The organism is Candidatus Poriferisocius sp., assembly GCF_965219815.1.
Taxonomy (GTDB): domain Bacteria; phylum Actinomycetota; class Acidimicrobiia; order Acidimicrobiales; family Bin134; genus Poriferisocius.
On sequence record NZ_OZ244791.1, the window covers coordinates 3,604,980 to 3,631,801 of the forward strand.

The following is a 26,822-nucleotide window of genomic DNA, read 5'->3' on the forward strand; positions in this document are numbered from 1 at the left end:
TGGTGGCATCGTCTGAGACTCTGTACAACCTGGTTAGGCTCCCAAACCATTGAACAGCTTTTCCACCGCCCGCGGCGGTTTCTTTTGCAAGTCTTTTGCGGACCGATCTACCCGTAAAAATCCCCACAAGTTCTGAGCCGGCAGCAGAGCACACTATTCCCGCTGCGTGCTTTGGCGCGCTATCGAAGAGGATGTGTGCCAAATCGAAGCACTGGTCAAAACCGTACTCATCCTCAAACCCCTCTAGGTCGCTGAGACAAAAGTTGCCCCGCTCCGGGTCAGCGTCGTGGCAGTCGCCCCATTCCCCGTTTTCGTAGTGCTGGTGCATCGAGCGGCCATACCACGCATCCTCGCAATCCCTGACATCCCCCTGTGTTGCCCCGACCGGTCGGCATTTGTCGTGGTCATACACCTCGAAAAACTTGGGGCAGTCACTGTCTTTGTGATCGGGGTGGCAATAGGAAATGTCGTTGGCCTCAATGGTGTAGGAGTGGGGGTGCTCGCCGGTATCGCATCGCGGCGGTGCTTTAGGCCAGCACTTGTCGTGCTCGTAGAGAAGCTCGTCCGCTTCGCAGGTGTGGTCGGCGTGGCAGTAGGAAGTACCCAAAAGAGAATGCGGGTGCTCATCGGGGCCGGGGGTGCATGGCTCGTCGTGGGGGGTGTGGTGGTTGGTGTTCGTCGGGGAGGTTGTGTCGGTGGTTCTAGTGACGCATTGGGTGCCTTGCAGCGCGCCTTGGGCGCAGGTGGGGGTTTTCTGGCCAATGCATGCGTTGTTCTGGCGGGAACCATTCAAACACGTCGGATCACCAACCTTGCCCACACAAATGCTGTCCTGGCGGGAACCATTCAAACACGTCGGATCACCAACCTTGCCCACACAAATGCTGTCCTGGCGGGAACCATTCAAACACGTCGGATCACCAACCTTGCCCACACAAATGCTGTCCTGGCGAGAGCCATTCAAACACGTCGGATCACTGAACTGAGCTTCCCCCCTAATCGTGGAGAGTTTGTTTTTGAGGGTCGGGGTTGTGGGCCTGTTCGTATTCTACGGGGCTGGTCATTCCGATTGCGGAGTGGAGGCGGTGCTGGTTGTACCAGGTGTGGACCCATAGGGTGATTTCTCGTCGGGCCCGGGCTCTGGTGGTCCAGGCTCGGCGTGAGATGAGCTCGTGTTGGAGGGTGGAGAAGAACGACTCGGCCGGCGCGTTGTCCAGCGCGTTGCCGGTTCTTCCGGTGGACCGTGAGATGCCGAGCCGCCGGCAGGCGGCGGCGAAGGCTTCTGAGGTGTATTGCGATCCCTTGTCCGAGTGGAAGATGACGCCTTTGACGTTGCCGCCTCTGGTGGCGACCGCGGTGTTGATGGCCTGTTTGGCCAGCTCGGCGGTCGGGTACCGGTCGGAGGTGGCGAAGCCGACCATGCGCCTGGAGTAGAGGTCCTCGACGGTCGCGAGGAACACCGGGCCCTCGGCGGTGGGAACCTGTTTGAAGTCGCCGCACCATTTCTGGTTGACCCCTGTCGCGCTGAAGTCGCGGCCCAGAAGGTCTGTGGGGGCCGCATGGGAGCTGTCGGGGCTGGTGAGGCCCTTTTTGCGTTTGGGGCGGGCGCACAGGCCCTGGCGGGCCATCGAGGCCTCCACCGTCTTCTTCGACACCGACAGGCCATCGCGTCGCAGCCGGGCGCGCACCCTGGGCGACCCGTAGGTGCCGTCCGATTCGTCGAACGCCTTTTTCACCTCGGCGTCCAGCGCCCGGCGACGCCGCTGCCGATCGGTCAGCGGCCGGTCGAGGTGCTTGTAGAACGTGGATTCCGCCACGCCCAGCGCTCTGCAAGCCACAGAGTGAGGCACACCGTGGTCGGTCCTTTGGGCCGCGATGAACCCTGCGGTCACCGCGTCGCCTCGTTGACCCAAAGGACCACGGATCGTTTGAGCACATCACGCTCCATCTCCAGCTCGGCGACCCGGCGGCGCAGCCGGGCCAGCTCGGCCCGCTCGTCGCCGCTCAGCCCGCCCGAGCGCTCGTCTCGGTCCCGGCGCACCCAATTCCCGAGCGTGCCCTCGTTGACGCCGAGCTCCCGGGCGACGTGGGCCACCGGCCGGCCGGTCTCCTTGACGATCCGGACAGCCCCATCACGGAACTCCCGGTCATAATCTCTTCGCGGTCTGGACATAGCTCCTCCTTATAGAGCATGTCTCCACGAAAAGGGGGGAACCTCAGAACCTCCCCGGGTATTGCGCAGGCTCTGTTCCTTGGGAGGATGGAGCCATGACAGTGCGAAGGGGGCCGGGGAGGTACCCGGTGGAGTTCCGCGAGCGTGCGGTGCGTATGGTCTTTGAGGCCGAGCGTCGGGGCGGTTCGCAGTGGGAGGCGATTTTGTCGGTCGCCGAGAAGCTGGGGCCCACGGCGGAGACGGTGCGCCGCTGGGTGCGCCGCTGGGAGGTCGACGAGGGCCGGCGGCCGGGTCTTTCGACCGATGAGCGCGAGCGGCTCAAGGAGCTGGAGCGGGAGAACTGGGAGTTGCGCCGGGCGAACGAGATCTTGAAATCGGCGTCGGCTTTTTTCGCGGCGGAGCTCGACCGCCCGCGCAGGTGATGGTGAACTTCGTCGACGCCCATCGGGAGCGTTTCGGGGTCGAGCCGATCTGCAGGGCTTTGCAGTTCGCCCCGTCGACGTATTGGTCGGCGAAGCGGCGGGCGCCGTCGGCCAGGGCCAGGCGCGACGATGAGCTCAAGGTCGAGATCGCCCGGATCCACGCCGAGAACTTCGGGGTCTACGGGGCGCCGAAGGTGTGGGCGCAGCTCAACCGCGAGGGCCATCGGGTGGCGCGCTGCACTGTCGAGCGGCTCATGCGCGACCTGGAACTTGCCGGCGCGGTACGGGGCCGCCCGCGGCGCACGACAGTCGCCGACGACACCGCGGCGCGGCCCCGGGACCTCGTCGAGCGCCGGTTCAGCGCCACCGCCCCGAACCGGCTGTGGGTCGCGGACTTGACCTATGTGCGGACCTGGTCGGGGTTCGTCTACGCGTCGTTCGTCACCGACGCCTACAGCCGGCGCATCGTCGGCTGGCACGCATCGCGCTCTTTGCGCTCAGATTTGGCGCTGCACGCCCTCGAGCAAGCCATCTGGGAGCGCAACCGCGTCGGCGCCGATCTCGGCGGCCTGGTCCACCACTCCGACCGCGGCACCCAATACCTTTCCATCCGCTACACCGAGCGGCTCGCCGAAAACGACATCGTCGCCTCCGTCGGATCGCGCGGCGACTCATACGACAACGCCCTGGCCGAAACGATCATCGGCCTCTACAAGACCGAGCTAGTCCGCAACAAAGGCCCCTGGCGCGGCCTCGACGACCTCGAGCTCGCCACCCTGGAATGGGTCGACTGGTTCAACTGCCGCCGCCTGCACCACAGCATCGGCCGCATCCCGCCGGCCGAGCACGAGGCCAACCACTATCGTCAACAAAACCCAGGCCGCCAGGCCGACACACAAACAAAACAGCCTGCATAAAACCCGGGGAGGTTCATCACCAACCTTGCCCACACAAATGCTGTCCTGGCGAGAGCCATTCAAACACGTCGGATCACCAACCTTGGTGGTCCGCTTGCACGAGTGGCCGCTGAGGGTTCCCGACGTGCAGTAGGGGGTGGCGACTGTGTACCGATAGCAGAAGCCGCCCCTTTTGCTGTAGCCGCTGGGGCAGATTTTGTCGGCCGTACTGGGAGGGTTCGCCTTGACGCAGCCACCCCAGAAAACCGAGTACCCCGCCGGGCACTGGGCCACCCGGAAGTGCTCACAAACAGGGATTCCGAAGGCCCCGGTCGTCAGCCTGCCTGAGCCGCAGCGATAAGACGCTGTGGTGGTAGTGGTGGTGACGCAAGCACCGGCTTGGAGAGTCCCCGACGAACACACCGGCTTGTTGGACAGCTCGCCTATGCACTCGCTCCCCCGAATGAAACCCGACGAACACACCGGCTTGTTGGACAGCTCGCCTATGCACTCGCTCCCCCGAATAAAGCCCGACAGACACACCGGCTTGTTGGACAGCTCGCCTATGCACTCGCTCCCCCGAATAAAGCCCGACAGACACACCGGCTTGTTGGACAGCTCGCCTATGCACTCGCTCCCCCGAATGAAACCCGACAAACACACCGGAGAGCCAATATTCTTCTCGCACACCGCCGCGCCTCTGGTCTTGGGAACAAGGTTGTAACCGGCATCGCACGATGCTTTGCCGTGGTCTTGGGCAGTGGTCTTTGAGCACTCCGTCTCATCGGCGCTCAGCGTGTACCCGTCGGGGCAGACCGTTTTGGCCTCCGGCGGATGCGCCAAGGCAGAAGGCACGGCAACAGCGCTCAGCAAAACAGCGAAAACAGCGGCAACAGCAAAGAGCCCCCAGACACCCCGCCGCCCCCCGGAAGCGGGAATCTTGGCGGTTTCGCTCGAGCGGTCGGACTTTGTCAACGCAGACATGGGGCGGCTCTCCTCAGCAATGGGGATACGGGCGGATAAATGCCGTTATCCGCCGTGTCCAAGCCCCTGCCGATCCGGATGGGATCGCTGGGAGTACGGGTTTGAAAGCCCCGCCCATCTAGAGATTCGCGGGACTATGACCGGAAAGCAGGTAATCGGATTCCCTTGTATCTGAGGGCACGGCGACCGCTGGACCGATACCAGCCCCGAGCCGATCGGTGCTGTCCCTGCGACAGGATCCCTCCTTTCCTGACGGGCGCGCCTATCTGGTTGCGAAGCGGTTTTGGCAGGTCAAGCAGACAGTCGCCTATTCGAGAGCATCTCTGTGCGGGCTCGCGTCCGGGCATGGGTTGACAAGCATTCCCAACCTGAGCTAAGCAATAACGGCATTTATCCGCCGCGTGGAGCGTTTCCGCTTCGGCGGGTTTTTTTGGTTTTGGTTAGAGTTGGATTGTGGGTTTCGGCTAGGAAACCGGCGATGAAGCACCCCCCCCCCCCCAGGCCATGTGCTCGCATAGCGGCTCAGGCGGCAGTGCTGGCCGGAGCTTTTGCTGCGTGGATGGGCTGATAGCTCAGGCCGAAACCGCGGCGCTGTCCGCCAACACCCGCAAGACCTACAAAACCGGATGGAACAGCTGGGCCCGCTGGGCGGACGTCAGCGGGCGGCCGGTATCAGCCCCGACCGTCGAGGACATTCTGCGCTGGCTGGTCAGCCTCCATATGGAAGGGAAGAAGCCGACCACCCTGCGTACCTATTTGGCCGCCGTCGCCTACGAACTCCGCGGCAAGCGGGGGACCAACCCGGCCCGCGACCTGCGGGTGCGGCTCGTTCTGGCCGGGCTGGCCCGGGATGCCGCTGAACGGGGCGTCACCACCCGCCAGGCCAGCCCGCTGCGCTGGGAGCACGTACAACAAGTCGCTTGCGCCGCCCCGGCACCGAGGCGCAACCAGCCCGGCGGGAGGCTGGAATCCCGCGAACAAGCTCAAAAGCGCGCCGACATCGACATCGCCATGGTCGCCGTCGCCCACGACGCCGCCTTGAGATGCGCAGAGCTGTTGGCCCTGACCTGGGGGGATTTTGAACGCCCCGAGGGCGAAGGGCTGGCCACCATATGGATCGGCCGCTCCAAAACCGACCAGACCGGCGAAGGCACCGCCGTTGCCATTTCCGAGTACGCAGCGCAGGCCCTCGAACGCCTGAGGCCAGCAGGCTCCGATCCCGACACCCGCATATTCGCTTTCTCGCCCAGCACCGCCCGTCGGCGCATCAAGGCCGCAGCAAAAGCCGCCGGCATCGACCCCGCCGGAATCTCCACCCACTCCCCGCGGGTGGGCATGGCCCAAGACCTCATCGCCTCAGGCACCGACTTGGGCGGACTCATGCTCGCCGGCCGATGGCACACCCCCCAGACCGCTGCCCACTACGCGCGGCGCATCCAAGCCCAACACACCCCCGCCGCCCAACACCTCAAAAGCCAGACCCCCACGAAAACGGGCGAGCCCGAAATCGGCGAAGTCGGCAGATCAACCGCCGCGTATCCTCGACGGCAAGCCGCATAAGGCGCTGCGACAATCACCAGCGCTCTCGATCTGAAGCCCAGAGGATGAGGCAAAACCACCCCAGGCAACCAGGCGACGCTGGCCCCGTAGCGGATCTGCTGTAACCGGATCAGCTCTGAATCAGCCCTGCGCAGCGCTGGAGCACGGGACGCTGGTCGATGCTTCCGTCGGCCTGGGCGGCGTGAACCCGATGGCGCAATGCGTCGAGGTCGTCGAGATCAGCGAGCACCGCCTCCACGTCGATCAACTCGCTTTCCACGTCGCTTAGCAGGGATTCCCAGGCTTCCACTGGGCGGCATATTACCGGCCGCAACAATGGGTCTGGGCGATACAGTGACGGCGGGCCGCTAGCTCATCAGGTAGAGCAGGAGACTTTTAATCTCAAGGTGCTGGGTTCGAGTCCCAGGCGGCCTACAAGACACCTATCGCTCCGCCTACTACGCTGAGGCCATGCGTCGATCGATTGCTTTGGTTGCCATATTGGTTCTGTTCTTCGCGGCCTGCGGGAACGACGACTCTGGCGAGGATGCCACCCCCGAGCCCACCGCCACAGAAGCACCAGCACCAGCGTCCACACCGGCCCCGGTTGAAGACAGCCCCGTTGAGGAACCCGTCGATGAGGAGCCCGTAACCGAATCGGTTGAGGAGCCCACACCTGCTCCCGTCGATGAACCCACGCCGATCCCCATCTCGACCGCAGAGCCGATTGAGGCGCCCGAGCCAGTTGACCTCAGCGATCCCGCCTTCAGCAGTTCCGACAAGCTCACCACCGCGGGACTCGGGTCGATGTTCTTCGGCATGACCCCAGAAGAGGCAGCCCAGTCGCTCCCCACCCTGTGGGCCGGCGGCCCAGAAGACGGCACCCCCCGCTGCTACCTGCTCGCCCCGGCCAATGGGCCCTCGGGAGTGGTGGTCACAATCTTCAACAGCTCCATCGAGCGGGTGGACGTGACCAATCCGAGCATCACCACCCGGTCGGGCGCCAGCGTGGGCAGCACCGAGGCCCAGCTCCACGAGCTGTTCGGGGAACGGCTGGTGGTCACCCCCTATGCCGACGGCAGCGGGAACTCGATCCAATTCGTCCCGGTGGATGAGCCAGACGTGGACTACCGGGTGATCTTCGAGACCGACGGCACCTCGGTCACCTCCATGCGGGCTGGCCGACTCCCCGCCGTGGCACCCGCAGAACCCTGCACCTGATTGGTCAGAACCGGATCAAATCTTCAGGACAACGCACTTGATTGGTCAGAACCGGATCAACCCTCCAGTACACCGCACCTGATTCGTTGAAGCTGGGCTATTAGTCCAACTCTTCGGGCATCAGCACAAACTCCGGGTATGCCTCGATGCCGAGCTCGGCCACGTCTTGGCCCATGCGCTCGACGTCAGCCGACACCCGCAGGCCCATCACCAAGTCCAGCAGCTTCCACACCACCAAGGAGGCGATGAAAACAAACGCCCCGATAGACACGATGCCCAGAAGCTGAATGTGGAATCGGCCGCCGGCGGCGATGGTCACGGCCAGGGTTCCCCAAATGCCAGCAACCAGGTGAGCGGGAATGGCGCCGACCACATCGTCCACCTTGACTATCTCCAGCACCTTGATGGCGATGGTGCAGAGCAGACCGCCGATGGCGCCGATGATCATCGCCCACCAGTGGTCCACCATGGTGGGGCCAGCGGTTATGGCAACCAGTCCGGCGATGGCCCCGTTGAGGCCGGCGAAGAGGTCGATCCTCCCCAAGATCGAACGGGAGACGGCCAGGGCGGCAATCACGCCGGCCGCGGCGGCCAGATTTGTGTTGACCAACACGATGGTCATCGCCACCGCATCACCCGGGGTGCCCAGGGCAAGCTGGGAGCCGCCGTTGAAACCGAACCAGCCGAGCCACAAGATGAACACCCCCAGCGTCACCACCAACACGTTGGAGGGCGGGGTGGATTTCACGCTGCCGTCTGCTTTGAACTTGCCCAGCCGGGGGCCCACCACCAGCACTCCGGCCAAGGCGGCCCAACCGCCGGTGCCGTGGACAATGGTGGAGCCGGCGAAGTCCTGGAAGCCCTCTTGGGCCAGCCAACCGCCTCCCCAGGTCCAGGAGCCCACGATGGGATAGATGAATGCAGTCAAGATGAGGGTGAAGGCGAAGAACGACCACATCTTGATGCGCTCGGCAATGGCCCCGGACACGATGGATGCGGCGGTGGCCACAAAGACCATCTGGAAGAACCAGTCGGACATCACGGCGTATCCGTTGTCCACCACGCTGCCTAGCGCGCTCTCATCCCCGTTGAGCAAGGCTTTCTCGGCGCCCGACGGCCCGTAGAGGAAGTCGAAGGTGCCGATGAGATCACCCACATCCACGTACATGAGGTTGTATCCAACGATGAAATACGCCAGGCCCGCAATGGAGTAGATGCCGATGTTCTTGAGGCAGATCATGGAGGCGTTCTTGGTGCGGACCGCGCCGGACTCCAGCATCGTGAAGCCCGCACACATCCACATCACCAATGCACCCCAGATCAAAAAGGCAAAGGTGTTAAAGACAAATTGGTCCGGCAACTCGACCATGACATCCCCCTGTCACTCCGCTGGCCCGGGGTCGGGCCCGCGGCTCCTAGAACGTCAAGCTACATACAGACATCAAATCCATCAAGGGTTTCTTTTCTAGAGGAAAGAAACCGAGGGGCGGCGAATGTCACCGACGGCTCGAAGCACGGAGTAGGCAGTGACCGCGCTGGTGCGAGGGTTGTCGGGAGAGGCGGCATTCTCGAACGACAGCTCGTAGGTGCCCGCCTTTCCTGAGGCGGTCACTACGTGGCGCACCCGGGTGGCCGCCGGATCACCCACCATCTGCACCCGCACGTGGTCGAATCCGACGGTGGCTAGCGACAGGGTGGCGGTCACGTTGGCCGATTCCGGAAAGAGGGCACACGCCTCCCGGGCCGGGCCGTCGAACACCGTCACCGGCTCGGTGCCTTGGGCCAGCGCATCCTGAATCGTCTCGTCCATCCACGGGCGACTGAGGGCCATCGCAGGCTTGGTGCTGGTGATGGCCACCTCCTCCAATGGCCCGAAGAGCATGGCTGCTCGCAGGATGTCGAAGCCGCCAATGGCCCCGGTACACAGGAACAATCGCCCGCCCTCGGCCTGTCGTAACCGAGCCTCTAGGTCACCATCGGCCAATGCTCCAATGCTCACCACCAGCAGGTCGGTGCCTGCTTCCCGCACCGCCACCCCGTGCTCGCGGAGGGCGGAATGGCCAGCGGCTTCCACCACCACATCCGATCGGGACAGCAGCGATTCCCGATCATCCACTCCCAGGGGATGGTGGACAACAGGATCGAGAACCGCGGCCAACTCCACCCCGTGCACCGCCCCTTGCGACAGTTCCCGGGCCACCACTGAGCCGATGGCCCCACAGCCAATCAGGCCGACTCGAAGCATCGAGTCAGGATATATGCCGCGCTCCCCGCACTCTTTTTTCAATGTCTTGTTGCTCGGTTGGTACTCTCAGAGCATGGAACCGGCGAAGACCGCCGACTGACGACCGTGAGCGGTGGCGTGAGAGTCGAGGTGCCCGCGGCTCAAGGGTACGGCCGCATGGCTGAGATCGCTGCCATCCACGCGGCCGACCACCAGGGATTCTCTTCCGACGACATCGCCAACCTCAGCCGGGTCATCAAGGAGGCAGTGGTGCTGCTGCTCGATCCAGAACGGTCCGACGGAACCATGGCATTCGACTTCCAGAGCAAAGCGGGCATCGTGACCGTGGAAGCCCAGCTTGACCAGCGGGGAGATAAGCCGATCCCCCACGACAGAATCGACCGTTTCGAGTCTTCCGCCGGATCGCTGGTGGACTCGTGGAAGCTCGACCCCGACGAGCACCGTCTCTGGCTTCAGAAGTCGGCTTAGGCCCCAGTAGAGCCGAATCCTCCCGATCCCCGGGAAGACGGGGGCAGCTCCTCCACTTCCACGAAGTCGGCCTGCTCCACCTTTTGCAGCACAAGCTGGGCGATCCGATCGCCGCGGCGCACAGTGAACGGCTCGGCCGGGTCGGTGTTCACCAACAGCACCTTCAACTCGCCTCGATAGCCGGAATCGATCAGCCCCGGCGTGTTCAAACAGGTGACCCCATGGCGTAGCGCCAACCCGCTTCGGGGCTGCACAAACCCGGCATATCCCTCGGGGATGGCGATGAACGTGCCGGTGGGCACCAGGCCTCGGCCACCTCCTGGAGCCAGCTCAACGTCTTCGCTGGCCACGAGGTCGGCCCCAGCATCGCCCTCGGTGGCGTAGCGGGGAAATGGCAGGTCAGGGCGGCTGCGGACAATGGGGATCTCCAACACGGCGGTGACACTACATGGCCAGAGCCGACACTTCTCCCGATCTGAGCGATTACCCGCCGACTCAGGTTTTTCAGGCCTCAACCTCTAGGGTCAACTCAAGATGCTGGCTTGGATGGACTTGGAGATGACGGGGTTAGACCCGGCCACTGACGTGATCGTGGAGATCGCCACGCTCATCACCGACGACAACCTAGAACTGGTGGCGGAAGGCCCTGACCTGGTGGTTTCAGCCCCCCCTGAGGCATTGGCCTCAATGCAAGACGTGGTAGTGGAGATGCACACCAAAAGCGGGCTGCTGGATCAGATCAAGGCATCCACGCTCAGCTTGGAAGCCGCGGGCGAGATGACCCTGGCCTTCCTCAAAGAGCACATCGACAAGCCCCGCACCGTGCCGCTGTGCGGCAACTCCATCGGGGTCGATCGCCGCTTCTTGGCTGCCCAGCTTCCCGAGGTGGAGCACTTCTTGCACTACCGCTCTATCGACGTCTCCACCATCAAGGAACTGGCTCGGCGGTGGAACTCCAAGGCATTTCAGCAGGCGCCCAAGAAGGCCAAGGGCCATCGGGCCCTCGACGACATCCGCGAGAGCCTCGATGAGCTCCGCCACTACCGCGAACAGTTCTTTGCAATTCCCACGGAGGCTGGTGGATGACCGAGCGGCCTCGCAAGCAGGAACAGGAGGAAGCCACCACCGAGATCACTGAGGTGGTTCCCGGTGTGCTCCGCACAATGTTGCCAATCAACCTGCCCGGGTTAGGCCATGTGAACTGCTACATGATGGAAGACGAGCGGGGCGTCTCAGTAGTCGACCCCGGACTGCCCGGTCCTGATTCTTGGAACGCCCTGGTCGATCGGCTTGACCGGGCCGGCTACAAGGTGGGGGACGTACATACCGCCATCATCACCCACTCCCACTTCGACCACTTCGGCGGTGCCGAGCGACTGCGAGAAGAGGCCGGCGCCGACATCTTGACCCACGAGAGCTTTCGCCCGATCTGGGACCGCCGAGAGACCACAGAAACCCACGACGCCGAGGACAATGCCTCTGAGGAGGAGATCTTTGAGCGGATCGAGGAGAGCTTCCGCCAGCTCACCCCATGGGGTACCGAGAGGACTCCGCCCAGTCGGGAGTACATCCAGCGATTCCGAGCCAAGGACAACCTCCACGCTCGCTGGTTCCAGACCCCCAAGCCGTCGGTGAAGGTGGTGGACAGCCAAGTGGTTCGCTTCGCCCGTAGGGACTGGGTGGCGCTGCACACCCCGGGTCACACCGGCGATCATCTCTGCCTCTACGATCCTGAGCACGGCGCGGTGTTCTCCGGCGACCACGTGCTGCCCACCATCACGCCGCACATCGCTGGGCGCAGCGACACCGATGACTCCCTGGCCGAGTTCTTCGACTCGCTCGACCGCATGAAGACTCTGGATGGGGCCACCGTGGCCCTGCCCGCTCACGGACACCCGTTCTCCGACATCGGGGCCCGAGCAGATCACATCTGCGACCACCACCACGAGCGCCTGAACGTCCTGCGCCACGCCAGCAGCCAGTTGGGATGCGCCACCGTGGAGGAATTCATGCGGGTGCTGTTCAGCGAGCGGGCCTGGGGCGACATGGCCGCCAGCGAAACCTTCGCCCACCTGGTGCATCTCAAGGTGATCGGCGAGGCCCGCCAAGACATCACCCCCGACGGGCTGACGACGTTCGAAATCAAGCCCGGGCTGTAGTAGTCGGTTCTGAGAGCAAATTGATCGGGAAATAAATTGACATCGCGCTCAATACACTGTTGAGTAGTGGTCATGTTCGCCAGGAGCTATCTCGCCATCGGCCAATCAGGCCGAGCCGCGCGCGTAGCGATGGCTGACATGGCCCGAATTGGCCACGGCTATTGGACGACCCATCACACACCATGCGTGTTTGGTCAGAAGACTGCCAACACCAGGCCTCGGGGAGGATCCACGTAGAACACCTACAAGGATCAAATACTCACCGAGGCCGCCGGAAAAATCCGGCGGCCTTTTCAGTTTGTAACCACCACCCAACCAACCATCTGAAAGCACCTAGCCGAAGACCCCCGAAAGGAGAACAACATGGAAGCGCTCCTCTTTGAGAACGCACCCTGGCGCTTGGACGCTGCGTGCCGCACCATCGACGCCTCGCTTGGGGAGATCTTCTTCTCCGACGAGCTCCAGAACATCTCCCGGGCCAAGGCCATCTGCGCCGAGTGCCCGGTAATGGCCGAGTGCCTGGAAGGCGCTATCGCCCGCCGCGAGCCGTGGGGAGTGTGGGGCGGCCAGTTGTTCCGCAACGGCAGGGTGCTGACCAGCAAGCGTCGTCGGGGTCGTCCGGCCAAGGTGCCCCGTCCCGAGGACGAGTTTGTCCAGGTGCCGGTGCCCGTACATCTGCGTGAGCGGCTCCGCTCGGCCTGATGGCCGACGCCCGGCTTGATGGCTGGTTCGGCTTGATAGCCGGTATGGCCTGATGGCCGGGCGGTGCCGCCGGGCAGCACTAGCGGTTCTGATCGCCGTCGTCGCCGGCTCCTGTGGTTCAGGGGCCGGCGACGATGTCCAAGCAACAGAAATCGAGTTCGAGTTGCTCAACGGGGACACCGCTGCCGTTGGCGATTTCCTCGACCGTCCTGTGGTGCTCAATTTCTTCGCCTCGTGGTGTACGCCGTGCATCACGGAGATGCCCGCCCTGGAGTCCATCAGCCAGCAGCGTCCTGACCTCGCCTTCATCGGTCTGGCCTACAACGACACCCCCACCAGAGCCCGGGAGATCGTGGCCGACACCGGGGTCAGCTATACCACCGGGGTCGACCCGGACTCTGCCATCGGAAACGCCTACGGGATTCTGGGCATGCCCACCACTTTGTTCATCGCCCCCGACGGCGAGGTCGTCTATCAGCACACCGGGGGCCTGACCGCCGATCAGATCACCGAGCACATAAACGCGCATCTGACCCCGTAACCTTCAGGTTGTGTTCGACCTCGACCTGGCGGTTCCGTTTGGCGCCGGCCTGGTCGCCGCCGTCAACCCGTGCGGGTTCGCCATGCTGCCGGCCTACCTGGCCTACTTCCTGGGCATCGGCAGCCAAGACCAGTCAACCGACACCGGTCGAAATGTCCTTCGAGGGCTGGTTGTCGGGCTCACCCTCACTGCCGGGTTCGTGGCCTTCTTCGGCATCATCGGCGCGCTCACCACATCACTCATTTCCACCTCCACCATTGCCGAACGAGGACCGTGGATCACGCTGGTGATTAGCGGCCTCATGGTGGTGCTCGGCATCGCCATGCTGGCCGGATTCGAGCCCAAGATCTCCGTGCCCCGACTTTCCAAGGGAGGCGACAGTCAAGGCCTGATCTCCATCTTCTTGTTCGGGGTGTCCTACGCGGTGGTGTCGCTGGGATGCGCCAGCCCGGTGTTCTTCGGCAGCGTCAGCGGCTCATTCAGCACTGACGGATGGTTTGAGGGAATCCTGCGATTCTTGGCCTACGCCTTGGGGATGGGGCTGGTGATCACGTTCTTGACTTTGGCCGTGGCCATGGGACGCTCCGGTGTCACCGCGAACTTGCGTCGCCTGCTGCCCCACATCAACAAGATCTCGGGCGGTTTCCTGGTGGTGGCCGGCGTGGTGCTCGGGTTCTACGGCTGGTGGGAAGTCCAAGTGCTGCTGCGCGACGACTTCGAGGCCAACAACCCGTTCGTGGAGGCCTCCAACCGGGTGTCTCTCCGATTGGAGAACTGGATCATCGACGTGGGTGGCAACCGCTTCGGACTGGCCACTGCGATCCTGGTGCTGGCCTTGCTGCTGTGGGCGTTCCGCCACCGCATCCCCCGACCCTGGCTGGCCGCGGCCTCTGCCGTTGTTGCGGTGGGCTACGCCTTGTCGGAGGCAATCCAATACCAGGGCGACCTGTTGGTGCTGCCGATAGCGCGAACCATCGCTGCCATCCCCGAGCGGGTGGGCAACTGGTTCACCGACCCCGGTCGCTGGCCGGTGCTGTGGGAGGTGCTGCTCGCGGTGATCGTGGGCATCGTGCTGTGGATCCGCTTCCGGCCCCGGAGCGATTCCGGCCCGCCCCTGGCCGAAAGCGGTGGCACATAGCTTGCCGCTTGCACCCCGGGCCGCAATTGCTGTCGGAATAGGCGGGCTGGCCGGAGCGGGCGCGCGCTGGGCGCTGGTCGAAGTGCTGCCCGCCACCGACATCTGGCCCTGGGGAGTGCTGACCGTCAACCTGGCTGGCTGTCTGGTGCTCGGCTATCTGGCGGCGGCAGCGTGGTCGGCCCGGGCCGAACTGCCGGTAAGCCTCGGTCTCGGTACCGGCTTCTGCGGCAGCCTCACCACGTTCTCGGCGCTCACTGTCGACGTGGCCCAGATGGCCCGCGACGGCGACTGGGGTTATGGCGCCGGCTATCTGGCAGTTTCGGTGGCCGGCGGGCTGGCTTTGGCCGTGATCGGTGCGGCGCTGCGGAGAGCTCTATTTAAGGAAGCCCTATGACCGCGCTCGGGTTCGTAGCGCTGGCGGTGGCGGGAACACTTCTACGGACCACCACTGCCCAGCGCTTGAACTCCCCCACCTGGCCGTGGGGCACGCTCGGGGTAAACGTACTCGGCAGCTTCGCCCTCGGCCTGCTGGCGGGCAGCGGCAACACCGTGATGACGGCCGTAGGCGTCGGCGGCCTGGGCTCACTCACCACCCTGTCTACCCTCGCCGTGGAGCTAACCGCCCTAACCCGCCCCCGCGCCCTCGCCTACGCTGCCGTGAGCCTCACTCTCGGCCTGGCCGCAGCCGCCGTCGGTCTGATCATCTCCAGCTAGCGGCGACGGCAATTCGCCGCCGACTATTGGGCGAACCCTATGCCGTATTGGAAGAAGGTCGAGGTGTAGCCCACTTCAAGGCGAATGCCCGCGGCGGCCGCGGCGTCCTGCAATTCTTCTGTGTCGTAGTAGTTCTTGATGATCGTGAACTCTCGGCCATCGTTGAGGCGCCGCAGTGTCAGCTCGGGATCCTCCCCGAACCGGATTTCTTCGACCGCGAATCCGGTTGGGTCGAATCGAAGATCCACAAAGAACACACACGCTCCATCCTGAAGAGCACTGCGGCAGGTTGCGAAGAACTCGGCGAGCCGGCTGCGGGGGACGTGGGAGATCCAAAAGCAATACACCATGCCGTCGAATCGGCGCGGGGGGACCCATTCGAAGATGTCGTGTTGAACATAGGTGACCGCGTCGGCCTTGGCGCCCAATCGGGCTCGGTTGTAGGCGATCATCTCAGGCGCTCCGTCGATCGCCGTCACCGATTCGGCTCGCTCGGCCAACAGCTCGGTCCAATAGCCCGTACCCGGGGCCAATTCGACGATGTCGCCGTCTAAGGGCAGAGAATCGAAGATCTCAAGAAGCACTCCAATCTCGCCGGCCCATTGCTTGTTCTCTTCCTCACCTCGGTCATATTGGCCCAGGCGCTCCCACCACTCGTCGTACTCGCCAGCACGAGCCCGGTAGTAGGCAAGCTGCTCTTCCAACAACCCTCTATCGCTCACAGCACACACATTGTCACGTTGCCCTACGGGCGGCACTAAAGGATGTCGCGTCCGAGGTAGGGGCGGAGGGGTTCGGGGATGACTACGGAGCCGTCGGGCTGGCGGTGGGTCTCCACTAGGGCGGCCCACACTCGGGGGACGGCCAGGGCGGAGCCGTTGAGGGTGTGGAGGATGCGGGTGCCCTTCTCCTCTGACGGCCGATAGCGGAGGTTGGCCCGGCGGGCCTGGTAGTCGGAGTACCAAGACACCGACGACACCTCTAGCCACTGGTCGGCGCCGGGGGCGTACACCTCCACGTCCCACGACCGGTGGTGGGATTGGCCCAGGTCGCCGGTGCAGATGTCCACGATGCGGTAGGCCAAGCCCAACTCGGCCACCGCGGCCTCGGCCCGCTCCAGGATCTCAGCGTGGACCGCGGGAGCCTGGTCGGGAGTGGCGTAGGCCAAGATCTCCACCTTGTCGAACTCGTGAACCCGCAGCAGCCCCCGGGTGTCGCGGCCCGCCGCGCCAGCCTCCCGGCGGTAGCAGGGGGTGTAGGCCATCATTCTCATAGGCAGGTCGGCCTCGTCGAGAATCTCGCCGGAGGCCAGCGAGGTGAGCGGCACCTCGGCGGTGGGAATGGCCCACAGGTCGTCGCGCTCCAGCCAGTAGGCGTCGTCGGCGAATTTGGGGAGCTGGCCGGTGCTCACCATCACCTGGCTGTGGACCAGGGTGGGAGGGCGGATCTCCTCGTAGCGGTCGGCGTTGCGGTTTAGCCCGTATTGGACCATGGCCCGGGCCAATGACGCCCCCGGTCCCCGGAGCATGGCAAACATGGACCCTGACAGCTTGGCCGCCCGCTCCATATCCAGCCAGCCAGCCTCCACCGCAAACTCCCAGTGGGGCACCCGCTGGTGTTCGCCGTAGGCATCGGGGTCGAAGTTCTCCACCCGCAACACCGGGTTGTCGCTCTCGTCTTCGCCGTCGGGCACATCGGCGGCGGGCAGGTTGGGAATGTGCAGCAGCAAGTCGTGGATCTCGGCGGCCACCGAGTCGGCCTCTTCGGCCAGGGCCTTGCCCTGCTCGCCCCGCGTGCGGCTCCGGGCCGCAGCCTCGTCGGCCTCGGCGTCGCGGCCATCGCGCTTGAGCTGTCCCACTTTCTGGGACAACTCCTTTACCTCGTGGCGCATCGCATCGCGCTCGGTGGTGAGATAGCGGTGGCGCTCATCCAGGGCCGCCACCTGTTCGAGCTCGGACAGGTCGATTCCCCGGCGGGCCAGCCCGGCCCGCACTGCGTCGTACTCGTTGCGCACCAGACGCAGATCGATCATCGTGCTTCCAGGGGAAGGCCGCGGCACAGCCGGTAGTCGGTGCGCACCAGACGCAGAGCGATCATCGAGACCCGTTAGTGGAGTTGGAGCCGTTGGAGCCCGATGTGACCGGAACTCGGGTGTCGGCGGCAATGGGGCCGGATGGAACGGTGGTTACCAAGCGCATCTGGGAATTGTCCCGCTGTTGCTTCCCGGCCCAGCGGAAGAACAGCACCCCGATCCACGTCCACAGATACATCCCGCCCACCAGCTTCATAATTAGCCCGGCGGCTTGCTGGTCGGCCTGAAGGCCGATCCCCCACAGGCGCACGTCGTGGTCATAGGCGCTGTACACCGCCCCCTGGGCGAAGGTCAAGAACCCGCCGGGCACGGTGGGCACCACCGACATCAAGAACAGGTAGACCATCTTGCCAGGGGCGCGCATGTGCAACTCGGGGACCGGGCCGCACACCGGCATCCACATCAGCATCGCCGAGCCAAACAGCAATAGGTGTACGAAGTAGTGAAGGGCACCGCTTTCCACCGAGGTGTTCACCACCCAGGGGATGTGGCTCACCGCCACCATGAAGTTGAACATGATCCCGGCGGCCACCGGGCGGGCCAGCCGCTGCACCCAGACCCCCACACTGCCGTCGCCGCTGAGCGCCAACCGGGCCAGCCATTCGGGAATGGCGGCCAACAGCAGCGGGGGCACCACCAGGGTGATGAGCAGGTGCTGGATCATGTGGACCGAGTACAGGTACTCCTCGGAGATGTCGTGCATCGGCCAATCGCTGGCCACCCACAGCAACACCATCGCCCCGACGAAGGCCAGTTTGTGATGGCGGGCGAAGGGGGGCCCGCCGATGGGGGCGGCCTTGGGGGCGATGATCCGGGCCGCGTACCAGGCCATGGCAATGGCGGCCAGCAGGATTATCCACACCTCGGCATGGGGCTGGTACCGCCAGATATCGGTGTCGGCGGCAAAGGCCATGGCCGTCTACCAGAAGCGGAATGCGGTGAGCATGACCATGTAAACCGCCATGGCCAATATCAGACCGAAGACAAATAGGCGCCAGAAGATCGGAGAGTCGAACTTCAGGTGCATGAAGAAGGCCACCACCAAGAAGAACTTCAGCAGCATCATGATCACGAGCATGATGATGATGGCGGTGTCGCCCCACCCGTGCACCGTCTCGAAGTAGGTGAACACCTCGAACGCGGTGAGCAGCGCGAGGTAGATGGCCACCTTGACATAGAGCCAGTTGGATGGATGGGCGTGCCCGCCCGCAGACGCGTGCTCCTCAGGAGTGTGGGCCGTGTCGGGAGAATCGGGGGTGACGGTGGCCATGACGAATCCTATTGCGGGAAGAGGTACACGATCGTGAAGATAACGATCCACACGATGTCGACGAAGTGCCAGTACAAACCGATGATCTCCACTGTCTCGGCCCGCTCCGGGCCGAGGTTGCCCCGCATCGACATCACGAGGAGCGACATCAGCATGACGATGCCGATGGTGACGTGAGCGCCGTGGAATCCGGTTAGGGCGTAGAAGGCAGAGCCGAACAGGTTGGTGGTGAACCCGAGGCCTTCGCTGTAGAAGGCGGTGAACTCGTACACCTGCCCGGCCACGAAGGTGGCCCCCAGCGCGGCGGTGGTGGCCAGCCAGATGCGGTTGCCCCGCAGATCGCCCCGGGCGATGGACGACACGGCGAACACCATGGTCAGCGAGCTCATCAAAAGCACGAACGAGCTGACCGAGGTGAACGGGATGTCGAACACGTCGTTGGGGCCGACGTCGTCGGGGCCGATGCGCCCCTTGTTGAACATGTAAGTGGAGATGAGCCCGCCGAACAGCAGGCACTCCGAGCCCAGGAACACCCACATGGCCAGCTTCTCGTTGGACAAGCCGGTGCTGGTGTGGTGCTCTCCGTCGTGGTGCTCTGGGGTATGAGCAGGCGCCTCGGCGGTCATTGTCTCAGCCAACGGTCGCAGCCTCCTCGGTCTCTGGCTCCTCGGTCTCAGCCGACGCCGACTCGCCGTTGCCGCTGGGTCCGCCGTTGCTGTCGGGGTCGCCATGGTCGTCGCCGTCATCGTCGTCATGGTGATCGTCGTGGTGGCCGGCGGCGTCGGGGTCGTCGGCCGGCTCCAGAATCCAGCCGTAGATGGCCCCGATCAGGAACACCAGTCCGGCGGCGGCCAGCCACAAGTTGTAGATGATGCCGTAGCCCACCAGCAGGATGCCCCCGCCCAGAACGATGGGCCAGTACGACGGAGACGGCAAGTGCACGTTGGTGTTGCTGCCGTCGTGGGCGATCTCCGAGGTGGGAGCGGCCCTCACCACCCGGCCGCTCTCGTCTTTGCCGTACTTGCGGTGCCAGAAGTGGTCGAGGCGGTCCACCTGGATGTCCTCGTCAAAGTTGTGCTCAGGAACCGGGGAGGCCGTCATCCACTCCAGTCCCCGGGCGTCCCACGGGTCGGGACCCACATCGGGCCGACCGGCCCGCCGCCAGTTCCGGGTGCTCACGTACACGTTCCAGAAGAACATGGCCACCCCTACGGCGATCACGAACGCCCCGATGGTGGCCACCATGTTCCAGAGGGCAAAGCCCTCGTCGGCCCGATAGGTGGCGATGCGCCGGGACATGCCCTGCAAGCCGAGGATGTGCATGGGGCCGAACGTGAAGTTGAACCCGATGAGCATCACCCAGAAGCTGGCCTTGCCCCACGCCTCGCTGAGCTTGTAGCCGAACGCTTTGGGCCACCAATAGTAGAAGCCGCCGAACAGCCCGAGCAGCGCCCCGCCGAAGATCACATAGTGGAAGTGGGCCACGATGTAATAGGTGTCGGTTTGCTGGGTGTCGGAGGGCGCGATGGCGTGGGTCACCCCCGAGAGCCCGCCGATGGTGAACATCGACACCACGCCCACGGCGTAGAGCATGGGGGTGGTAAATCGCAATCGACCCCGGTACATGGTGGCCAGCCAGTTGAGGATCTTCACCCCGGTGGGCACGGCGATGAACATGGTGGACACCGAGAACGCGGCCACCGACAGCGGCCCCACGCCGGAGGTGAACATGTGGTGGGCCCACACCCCCCAGCCCATGAAGCCGATGGCGATGCCGGAGGCCACCATGAAGTGGTAGCCGAACAGCGGCTTGCGGGAGAACGTGGGGATGATCTCCGACACGATCCCGAAGGCGGGCAATATCAGGATGTACACCTCGGGATGGCCGAATATCCAGAACAGGTGCTGCCACAGCAGCGGATCGGCCCCGGCCTCCACGTTGAAGAAGTTGGCGTCCCACAGCCGGTCGAACATCAACAGGAACAGGGCCACGGTGATCACCGGGAGGGCGAACAGCAACAGGAACTGGGTGATGAGCAGCATCCAGGTGAGCACCGGCATCCGGAAGAAGCTCATACCCGGCGTTCGCATATTCAAGACAGTGACAATCAAGTTGATGGCGCTGACCAGCGAGGCGATGCCCAATATCTGCAACCCCACGGCGTAGAAGTCGATGCCCTTGGACGGTGAGAAGAGCAGGCCCGTGTTGGGGGCGTAGGCGAACCAGCCACCGTCGGGCGCGTTCTGGAACCAGCCGCCAACGAGGATCGAGGAGGTGAGCAGCAGACCGCCGGCCAAAAAGCACCAGAAGCTAAAGGCGTTGAGGCGCGGGAAGGCCACGTCTCGGGCTCCCACTTGCAAGGGGAGCAGGTAGTTGGCGAAGGCGGCGGCCATGGGCATGATCACCAGGAACACCATGGTCACGCCGTGCATGGTGAACACGCCGTTGTAGGTGCCGGCCCCGATCACCGAGCCGTTGGGGGTGGCCAACTGGAGGCGGATGAACAGGGCCTCGGCCCCGCCCACCAGGAAGAAGAACAGGGCCGCGGCGCCGTACATGATGCCGATGCGCTTGTGGTCGACGGTGAACAGCCAGCTCCTCCAGCCCTCGCTGCCCTGGGGCCGGGTGAATACGCCGAGGGGGCGATGGGCAATGGCCGGGCCGGCCGGCAGCGCGAGGGTTTCCTCGGGGGCGGTGATCGTGCGGTCGGTGACGGTCATGCAATCACAATCAGTCGAGGGTGGACAGGAAGGCGACGACATTGTCGATGTCGCTGGGGCTCAACCCGGTGCGGGCGGGCATACCCCGAAGGTCGTTGGCATCGGCAGGCTTGCGCTCGGGGGCGTTGGAAATCCAGGCCTCCAGTTCGCCCCGATTGAGCGTCCCGCTGTCGGCCAGATCCAGGAAGGGGATGTGGTCGCCGGCGTTGAGATAGAGATCGAAGGCCGACCCGGCAAAGGTCCCCCGGGTCATGAGGTGGGTGAGGTTGGGGGCGGCCCCGGCCACTAGCTCGGTGGTGAGCACAGGACCAGCGCTGCCGCCGTTGTGCTCGCCGTAGATGTCCCAGTCGTCGGGGGGCGAATCAGCGGCCCCGCCTCGGTTGGCCGCTGAAGTGAGCCCGTTGACCACGTGGCAGCTTGCGCACTGCTGGCTGAACGTCGCCCAGCCCTCGCCTTCTGGCGTGCCTTCGGCCGGGGCCTCAGCCGGGGTCATCTGGTTGTTCTTCCACTGGTGGAACTCTGCGGTGGGCAGGGCCACGGCCACCATCTTCATGTAGCCGTGGGACAGACCGCAGAACTCCGTACACTGCCCCCGGAAGCGGCCGGGCTCTTCGGATTGGATCACCCAGTCGTGGGAGCGGCCGGGAACCGCGTCGCGCTTGCCGTTCAGCTTGGGAATCCAGAAGGAGTGGATCACGTCGCGGGACTTGATGTCCAAGGCCACGTCCACCCCGACGGGGATGACCAGCTCGTTGGCGGTCACGAAATCGGGTGGGGTGTCGGTGTCGCCGTCGAGGTGGTACTGGTACTCCCACCACCACTGCTGGCCGATCACGGTGACGGTGATGTCCTCGTCGGAAGCTTTCACATCGTCGAGCGCGAACAGGGCCACCAGCGTGAACACCGAGATCACGGCCAGCAAGACGGTGGGCACAATGGTCCAAGCGATCTCGAGGCGGTTGTTGCCGTGAGTCTGCTCGGGGAACTCTTCGTCTTCGTAGTAGCCGTACTCGCCATCGCCGGTCTCCGAACCCGCAACCCGATAGCGCCACCACAGGGCCAGCACCGCGCCTTGGATAAGGAAGAACACCACGCCGGCCACGATGAAGATGGGGTTGATGAGCTCGGCGATGTCGCGGCCCTGGCGGCCGACGGGCGAAAGCGTGGACAGCGGGTGGTCTTTGTCCACCACGATGGCCACCACGATCAAGGCGATGGTGCCCGCGATCACCAGCAGGCTGGACAGCCAAACCAGTCCCCTGGCCCGCCCGCTCATCGAGCACCGCCTCTCATCCGCGTGAGTGCCATCACTAGTGTTCTCCGCTTTCGGCTGCGGGTTCACCGTGCTCGTAGGCCGGGCCTTTGTGGTGGAAGTCACGCGAGCCCATTGCCGCGGTGATCACCCCGGCCACTAGAACGCCGACACACACCAAAGCCACGGTTCCGGCGATCACCGACCGGCTGATCTTGGGGGCGACGGCGAACACCACCGCGATGAAGAAGATCACGGTGGCCAAGACCCCGGCTACGATCACCGCGCTGAACTTAGACACGGTCAAGAACACCCGGGACAGGGCCAGTATCAGCACCGCCACGCCGATTGCCGCGGTCACGGGGTACTCGATGGGGCGCATTATGCGATTGCGCAGATTGCGGTTCACCACCGGATCGGCCGTGGCCCGGTCGGCCCACGCGGCGAGCATCCACTCGAACACCGCCGCCGCCACGATCACCAGCCCGATCACGAAGATGGTGGCGTGGGTCACCAGACCCACAATCATCGCCCCCATCCCGGCGGCGGCCACGGCCGGCCAGTAGTTGGCCTCCAGGTCGGCTTGGGGCTCGGGGGTTTGGCCGTCGTCCATCAGCTCGCCCACCGACTCGGCGTCGGCGTCGCGGAAGGCCACCAGGAACAGGGCCACCAGCGCCGAGAGCACCGCGAAGCCCATCAGCACCACATAGCCCACGTGGTCGCCGATACCGCCCTTGTAGCCGAGGCTGAGCACGCCTACCCAGGTCTCCACGTTGAGCACCGCGAAGTACTCGGTTTCGCCCGCGCTGCCGCTGGCCACGCCGTAGACGGCGGCGGCGGCCACTGCGGCCAGAGTGAAGCCGAAGAACAAGCGGAAGCCAGGGGTGAACACGGAGCGCCTACTTCAGCACGAAGATCGCCGTCCAGATGACGACATAGACGAATACAACGGCGTACCAGTAGATGGACGCGGCCACGAACCCGTCGGTCTGACGGCTGCTGTACTGGCCGGCCAAGGCCCGAAAGGCCATGAGGAGCAGGAACACCAGGCCGATGCCGATCATGGCCAAGTGCGACCCTGAGATGACATAGATCAGCGTGGCGGCGATCGACTCGTCGGCCACCAGCCCCATGTCGGTGTACTGGAACGAGGTTGTTACCACCACCGACAGGCCGAACAGGGTGGTCAGCGCGGTGGCCATGATGGCGTGGGTGCGGTCGTCGCGGGCGATGGAGTACACCGCCCACTGCATGGTGACCACCGACATGAGCATGGTCCACGCCGCCACCGTGGGCGGGGCCAACTGGATGTTGGCGCTCGACGGGATCCACTCCCCGCCGCCGGAAAGCGCATCAGAGCGCTCCCGCAGGTAAACCGCCAGCAGGGCGGCGAAGTACATGAGCGAGGCGGCGGTGCCGAATACCGTGCCCACCAGCAGGGTGCGCTGACGGGGCAGCGGTGCGGCCAGCGGCGTGCCTACGGCAATATCAGCCATCAGGCGCCCTCCCCTTGCTCGGCCTCGTCCATCGGCGCCCCACCGAGGCTGCGAGCCACGTTCAGCGCCACCAGCGCCAAACCGCCCAGCACCGCGATGTAGCCGATAAGCCCGATCACGTTGAGCGCCTCCACAAAGCCGAGGGCGTCGATCTCATCAAAGTGGCCGGGACCATAGGGCGGATTGCCCGCGGCGTAGGGCCGGGCCGGCTGGTCGAAGAACCCGCCCAGCGCATCGGTGGCCCCCACCAAAATGGCACCCCCGGCCAGCGGGAGCACCGCCAAGAATCCCAGCGGCGCGTTGAGGGGGCGCCCCAGCAGTGCAGGCGCCCAATGGAAGAGGCCGGCTACCGCAGCCAGCAGCGCGCCCAACACCGCAAAGTTCATCAGCCCGGTGACCAGGCTGGAGCCCTCCAGATCGTCCATGGCGTCGAAGAACCCTCGCCAGATGTCGCTGTCGGCCTCCCGCAGCACACCCAGAGCGGGCTCGGCCACCCGGAGCACACCGGCGACAACCGCAGCAGTCAGCAGCGCCCCCGACAGCGTGACCAGTGCGAACTGCGGGGTGATCTGGGGACGCTCCCCGGCAGAGTAGGCGTTGAATGCCAGCCAGCCGCCGTAGGCCAGCACCACCAAGGCGATGGCCAATGCGAACGCGGTGAACACCACCTCGTTGGTCACAACGTGGGCGTCTTGGGCCAACGGGTCGGCGCTGTCGAAGAAGCTCTGGGCCCAAGCGCCAAAGGACAGGAGCCCGAAGGCGCCCACGATGAAGGCCATGGGCTCGAACAGCTTGGGGCTGCTGCGGTGGGTGGCGGTGAACACCTCGGCGGTGATGCCGAGCAGCGGGATCGTCCAGGCGTACACCTGAGGAGCGTCGAACGCCCAGGCCACCATCTCGAACGGCGCATCTCCGCCGCCGAAGCGCAGGGAGTCGGCCCCCCGCATGTCCACCCAGGAGACCACCAGGTTGGCCAGCAGCACCGGTAGCGAGAACAGCCACACGCCGGTGGCCACCAGCATCGACCACGAGAAGGAAGGCATCTGGAGCAGGTCCATCCCGGCGGGGCGCTGGGTTACCAAGGTGGTGAAGATCACGCCGGCGCCCACCAGCAGGCCCACCCCGATCATGCCCAGCGACAGCACGGTGAGCTCTACCGACTGCCCGCGGGCAGCTCCGGCCTGAAGCGAGCCCAAGCCGCCAAAGGAGAAGGTGGCGGCAATGTGGGCGATGGCGCCCACGAGCCAGGTCCAGAAGGCGGCGGCGGCCGCCCGGGGGAAGGCCACGGAGGAGGCGCTGAGTTGGCGGGGCACTATCGCGGTGGCCAAACCCAGAAACAGCGGGACCAAGCCGCAGAGAATCAGCGTGGTCCGGTAGAGGCCGAAGACCTGGAAGAGTTCATTGGCCTGGCCGAACACCCCGAAGCCCCCATCGATGTCGGCTTGCTCGATACCGATCAGCATTCCGAGGGTGAGAGCCAAACCCGAGAGGAGCAGGGAAAAGACGATGTAGAGGCGACCGATTACCTGGTGATCCCCGGTGCTGAGAATGCCAGCGAGACCGGTGGGCGGGGTCCACTGAGGGGCCGACGACTGGGTCGCCGGCCTCGACTCGTCGCCTGCCGCGACCGCCTCTGTTTCTGGCCTCGTCTCAGTGAGGGTCATCGTGCTCCACGAAGGCAAGTGTGCGAGCGAACTCTACACATCGCCTGTGTCCGTTTTCGCATCAGACAACTCTGCCCAATGGGCACCGGGGATCGGCGGAAATCTGCGTTAAACACCGGTGCGAACCACCTGGTCGACGACCATCGCGGCGAACAGCAGCGTGATGTAGGTGATGGAGTAGGAGAACAGCCGCATCGCCGACGCGGTCTCCTTCGTGCGCAACACCTCCACGGCCAAATACATGAACACCGCGCCCAGCACCGCGGAGCTCAGCAAGTACACCAGCCCCATCCCGCCCACCACGCTGAACAGCATCGACAGCCCCCACAGCACCACGGTGTAGCCGATCATCCGCACTGCGGTGGTGCGGGTGCTGGCCACTGCGGGCAGCATGGGCACGCCGGCCGCCCGGTAGTCGTCTCGATAGCGGATGGCCAGCGCCCAGAAGTGGGGCGGCGTCCAGTAGAAGATCACGCCGAACAGCACCAGCGGGGCCCAACTCAAGCTGTTGGTGACCGCCGACCAGCCCACCAGCACCGGCACCGCCCCGGCGGCCCCGCCGATGATGATGTTGCGGGTTGAGGTGCGCTTTAGCCACAGGGTGTACACGAACACGTAGAAGGCGGTGGCGCACACCGCCAGCACCGCGCTGAGCAGGTTCACAAAGCCCCACAGCCATACAAAGGCCAGCACCTCAAGGGCGATGGCAAAGACCAGAGCCCGCGCGGGGGCGATCTCCCCGGTGACCAGGGGGCGGTTCTTGGTGCGCTCCATGAGCCGGTCGATGTCGCGGTCTACGTACATGTTGATGGCGTTGGCGCCACCGGCAGCCAGAGTGCCGCCGACAACGGTGGCCACCATCAGCCACACCGAGGGAATGCCCCGGTCGGCCACCACCATGGTGGGCACCGTGGTCACCAGCAGCAGCTCAATGATGCGGGGTTTGGTGAGCGCCACGTAGGCCCGCGCGGTGCGCGTGCGGCTGCGAGGAGACAAGCGGGCAACACCCATGACCTGCCCAGAGTACGGTTTCGGCGCTGGGCAGGCCAAGGTATCGGGAGGGCGCTTTTTCTGTTGCGAAAGCCCCGAAAACCATTGACTCGGCATGACCGACTGTCACAGACG

At 64.7% G+C, this 26,822-nt stretch carries 28 protein-coding genes, 1 tRNA gene and 1 other annotated feature; of the genes, 12 read left to right on the plus strand and 17 right to left on the minus strand.

From position 1 onward, the window contains the following. Positions 1–995: 995 nt before the first annotated feature. Both ACOQPI_RS17220 and ACOQPI_RS17225 read right to left on the minus strand, forming a co-directional pair. The gene (locus tag ACOQPI_RS17220; protein WP_420618059.1) at positions 996–1,892 is read right to left on the minus strand and encodes an IS3 family transposase; all 897 of its coding nucleotides are present in this window, start codon (positions 1,890–1,892) and stop codon (positions 996–998) included. After that, entirely contained in the window at positions 1,889–2,173 is a 285-nt protein-coding gene (locus tag ACOQPI_RS17225; protein WP_420618060.1) for a transposase, read from the minus strand. Before ACOQPI_RS17225 ends, ACOQPI_RS17220 begins: the two co-directional genes overlap by 4 nt. Before the next feature lie 95 nt (positions 2,174–2,268). Between ACOQPI_RS17225 and ACOQPI_RS17230 the strand changes: the two genes are divergently transcribed. After that, a protein-coding gene (locus ACOQPI_RS17230; protein WP_420618439.1) for an IS3 family transposase occupies positions 2,269–3,512 on the plus strand; the annotation gives its coding sequence in 2 pieces (ribosomal slippage) (positions 2,269–2,563 and positions 2,563–3,512; 1,245 coding nt in all). Further along, positions 2,556–2,669, plus strand: a sequence feature (AL1L pseudoknot). Its footprint overlaps the gene before it by 114 nt. A 1,518-nt stretch (positions 3,513–5,030) precedes the next feature. Further along, on the plus strand, positions 5,031–6,035 hold the full coding sequence (locus ACOQPI_RS17235) for a tyrosine-type recombinase/integrase (RefSeq protein ID WP_420620839.1): 1,005 nt from the start codon (positions 5,031–5,033) through the stop codon (positions 6,033–6,035). 109 nt (positions 6,036–6,144) lie between these two features. Here the strand turns inward: ACOQPI_RS17235 and ACOQPI_RS17240 are convergent, their stop codons facing one another. Next, positions 6,145–6,324: a hypothetical protein gene (locus ACOQPI_RS17240; protein WP_420620840.1), complete on the minus strand. Its 180-nt coding sequence runs from the start codon at positions 6,322–6,324 to the stop codon at positions 6,145–6,147. Between the two features lie 52 nt (positions 6,325–6,376). Here ACOQPI_RS17240 and ACOQPI_RS17245 point away from each other — a divergent pair. Together ACOQPI_RS17245 and ACOQPI_RS17250 are read left to right on the plus strand one after the other, a co-directional pair. Then, positions 6,377–6,449 (plus strand) — tRNA-Lys (locus ACOQPI_RS17245). 36 nt (positions 6,450–6,485) lie between these two features. Then, a complete protein-coding gene (locus ACOQPI_RS17250) occupies positions 6,486–7,235 on the plus strand; it encodes a hypothetical protein (RefSeq protein WP_420620841.1) in 750 nt (249 codons plus the stop codon). A 100-nt stretch (positions 7,236–7,335) separates the two neighbouring features. Here the strand turns inward: ACOQPI_RS17250 and ACOQPI_RS17255 are convergent, their stop codons facing one another. Together ACOQPI_RS17255 and ACOQPI_RS17260 are read right to left on the minus strand one after the other, a co-directional pair. Beyond that, complete coding sequence (locus tag ACOQPI_RS17255; protein WP_420620842.1) at positions 7,336–8,604, minus strand: ammonium transporter; 1,269 nt, start codon at positions 8,602–8,604, stop codon at positions 7,336–7,338. A gap of 96 nt (positions 8,605–8,700) precedes the next feature. Then, entirely contained in the window at positions 8,701–9,480 is a 780-nt protein-coding gene (locus ACOQPI_RS17260) for an aspartate dehydrogenase (RefSeq protein ID WP_420620843.1), read from the minus strand. 156 nt (positions 9,481–9,636) lie between these two features. Between ACOQPI_RS17260 and ACOQPI_RS17265 the strand changes: the two genes are divergently transcribed. Further along, complete coding sequence (locus tag ACOQPI_RS17265) at positions 9,637–9,948, plus strand: hypothetical protein (protein WP_420620844.1); 312 nt, start codon at positions 9,637–9,639, stop codon at positions 9,946–9,948. On the opposite strand, the gene dut is transcribed toward ACOQPI_RS17265, so the two are convergent. Continuing rightward, entirely contained in the window at positions 9,945–10,382 is a 438-nt protein-coding gene (dut, locus tag ACOQPI_RS17270; protein WP_420620845.1) for a dUTP diphosphatase, read from the minus strand. The two genes, ACOQPI_RS17265 and dut, sit on opposite strands and share 4 nt — an antisense overlap. A 100-nt stretch (positions 10,383–10,482) precedes the next feature. On the opposite strand from dut, the gene orn reads away from it, so the two are divergent. The 7 genes from orn to ACOQPI_RS17305 all read left to right on the plus strand — a co-directional run bounded on the left by orn (position 10,483) and on the right by ACOQPI_RS17305 (position 15,202). Then, positions 10,483–11,034 (plus strand): oligoribonuclease, encoded by a 552-nt coding sequence (gene orn / locus ACOQPI_RS17275; protein WP_420620846.1) that lies wholly within the window; start codon positions 10,483–10,485, stop codon positions 11,032–11,034. Then, positions 11,031–12,107 carry an MBL fold metallo-hydrolase gene (locus tag ACOQPI_RS17280; RefSeq protein WP_420620847.1) on the plus strand — a complete coding sequence of 359 codons (1,077 nt, stop codon included), beginning with the start codon at positions 11,031–11,033 and terminating at the stop codon, positions 12,105–12,107. The genes orn and ACOQPI_RS17280 overlap by 4 nt, the downstream gene beginning before the upstream one ends. Positions 12,108–12,470: 363 nt before the next feature. Beyond that, a complete protein-coding gene (locus tag ACOQPI_RS17285; RefSeq protein ID WP_419847763.1) occupies positions 12,471–12,809 on the plus strand; it encodes a WhiB family transcriptional regulator in 339 nt (112 codons plus the stop codon). Between the two features lie 52 nt (positions 12,810–12,861). After that, entirely contained in the window at positions 12,862–13,350 is a 489-nt protein-coding gene (locus tag ACOQPI_RS17290; RefSeq protein ID WP_420620848.1) for a TlpA family protein disulfide reductase, read from the plus strand. 10 nt (positions 13,351–13,360) lie between these two features. Continuing rightward, positions 13,361–14,488 (plus strand): cytochrome c biogenesis CcdA family protein, encoded by a 1,128-nt coding sequence (locus ACOQPI_RS17295; RefSeq protein WP_420620849.1) that lies wholly within the window; start codon positions 13,361–13,363, stop codon positions 14,486–14,488. 1 nt (position 14,489) lies between these two features. Then, a complete protein-coding gene (locus ACOQPI_RS17300; RefSeq protein WP_420620850.1) occupies positions 14,490–14,882 on the plus strand; it encodes a fluoride efflux transporter FluC in 393 nt (130 codons plus the stop codon). Next, positions 14,879–15,202: a fluoride efflux transporter FluC gene (locus ACOQPI_RS17305; protein WP_420620851.1), complete on the plus strand. Its 324-nt coding sequence runs from the start codon at positions 14,879–14,881 to the stop codon at positions 15,200–15,202. The genes ACOQPI_RS17300 and ACOQPI_RS17305 overlap by 4 nt, the downstream gene beginning before the upstream one ends. 23 nt (positions 15,203–15,225) lie before the next feature. Here ACOQPI_RS17305 and ACOQPI_RS17310 read toward each other — a convergent pair whose 3' ends face one another. The 11 genes from ACOQPI_RS17310 to ACOQPI_RS17360 form a co-directional block, all read right to left on the minus strand. After that, the gene (locus tag ACOQPI_RS17310) at positions 15,226–15,924 is read right to left on the minus strand and encodes a class I SAM-dependent methyltransferase (protein ID WP_420620852.1); all 699 of its coding nucleotides are present in this window, start codon (positions 15,922–15,924) and stop codon (positions 15,226–15,228) included. Positions 15,925–15,959: 35 nt separating this feature from the next. Continuing rightward, positions 15,960–17,234, minus strand: a complete 1,275-nt coding sequence (serS, locus tag ACOQPI_RS17315) for a serine--tRNA ligase (protein WP_420620853.1) — start codon at positions 17,232–17,234, stop codon at positions 15,960–15,962. 61 nt (positions 17,235–17,295) lie between these two features. Then, positions 17,296–18,207, minus strand: a complete 912-nt coding sequence (locus tag ACOQPI_RS17320; RefSeq protein WP_420620854.1) for a cytochrome c oxidase assembly protein — start codon at positions 18,205–18,207, stop codon at positions 17,296–17,298. A gap of 6 nt (positions 18,208–18,213) precedes the next feature. After that, on the minus strand, positions 18,214–18,564 hold the full coding sequence (locus ACOQPI_RS17325; RefSeq protein WP_420620855.1) for a cytochrome C oxidase subunit IV family protein: 351 nt from the start codon (positions 18,562–18,564) through the stop codon (positions 18,214–18,216). 8 nt (positions 18,565–18,572) lie between these two features. Then, on the minus strand, positions 18,573–19,202 hold the full coding sequence (locus ACOQPI_RS17330; RefSeq protein ID WP_420620856.1) for a cytochrome c oxidase subunit 3: 630 nt from the start codon (positions 19,200–19,202) through the stop codon (positions 18,573–18,575). Continuing rightward, positions 19,195–21,285: a cytochrome c oxidase subunit I gene (gene ctaD / locus ACOQPI_RS17335; RefSeq protein WP_420620857.1), complete on the minus strand. Its 2,091-nt coding sequence runs from the start codon at positions 21,283–21,285 to the stop codon at positions 19,195–19,197. Before ctaD ends, ACOQPI_RS17330 begins: the two co-directional genes overlap by 8 nt. 10 nt (positions 21,286–21,295) lie before the next feature. After that, entirely contained in the window at positions 21,296–22,561 is a 1,266-nt protein-coding gene (gene coxB / locus ACOQPI_RS17340) for a cytochrome c oxidase subunit II (RefSeq protein ID WP_420620858.1), read from the minus strand. Positions 22,562–22,595: 34 nt separating this feature from the next. Further along, the gene (locus ACOQPI_RS17345; protein WP_420620859.1) at positions 22,596–23,429 is read right to left on the minus strand and encodes a hypothetical protein; all 834 of its coding nucleotides are present in this window, start codon (positions 23,427–23,429) and stop codon (positions 22,596–22,598) included. Between the two features lie 7 nt (positions 23,430–23,436). Further along, complete coding sequence (locus tag ACOQPI_RS17350) at positions 23,437–24,033, minus strand: cytochrome c oxidase subunit 3 (protein WP_420620860.1); 597 nt, start codon at positions 24,031–24,033, stop codon at positions 23,437–23,439. Then, positions 24,033–25,697, minus strand: coding sequence for a cbb3-type cytochrome c oxidase subunit I (locus ACOQPI_RS17355; RefSeq protein WP_420620861.1), 1,665 nt, complete (start codon positions 25,695–25,697; stop codon positions 24,033–24,035). Before ACOQPI_RS17355 ends, ACOQPI_RS17350 begins: the two co-directional genes overlap by 1 nt. 108 nt (positions 25,698–25,805) lie before the next feature. Next, positions 25,806–26,708 carry a heme o synthase gene (locus ACOQPI_RS17360; protein ID WP_420620862.1) on the minus strand — a complete coding sequence of 301 codons (903 nt, stop codon included), beginning with the start codon at positions 26,706–26,708 and terminating at the stop codon, positions 25,806–25,808. Between the last annotated feature and the right edge of the window lie 114 nt (positions 26,709–26,822).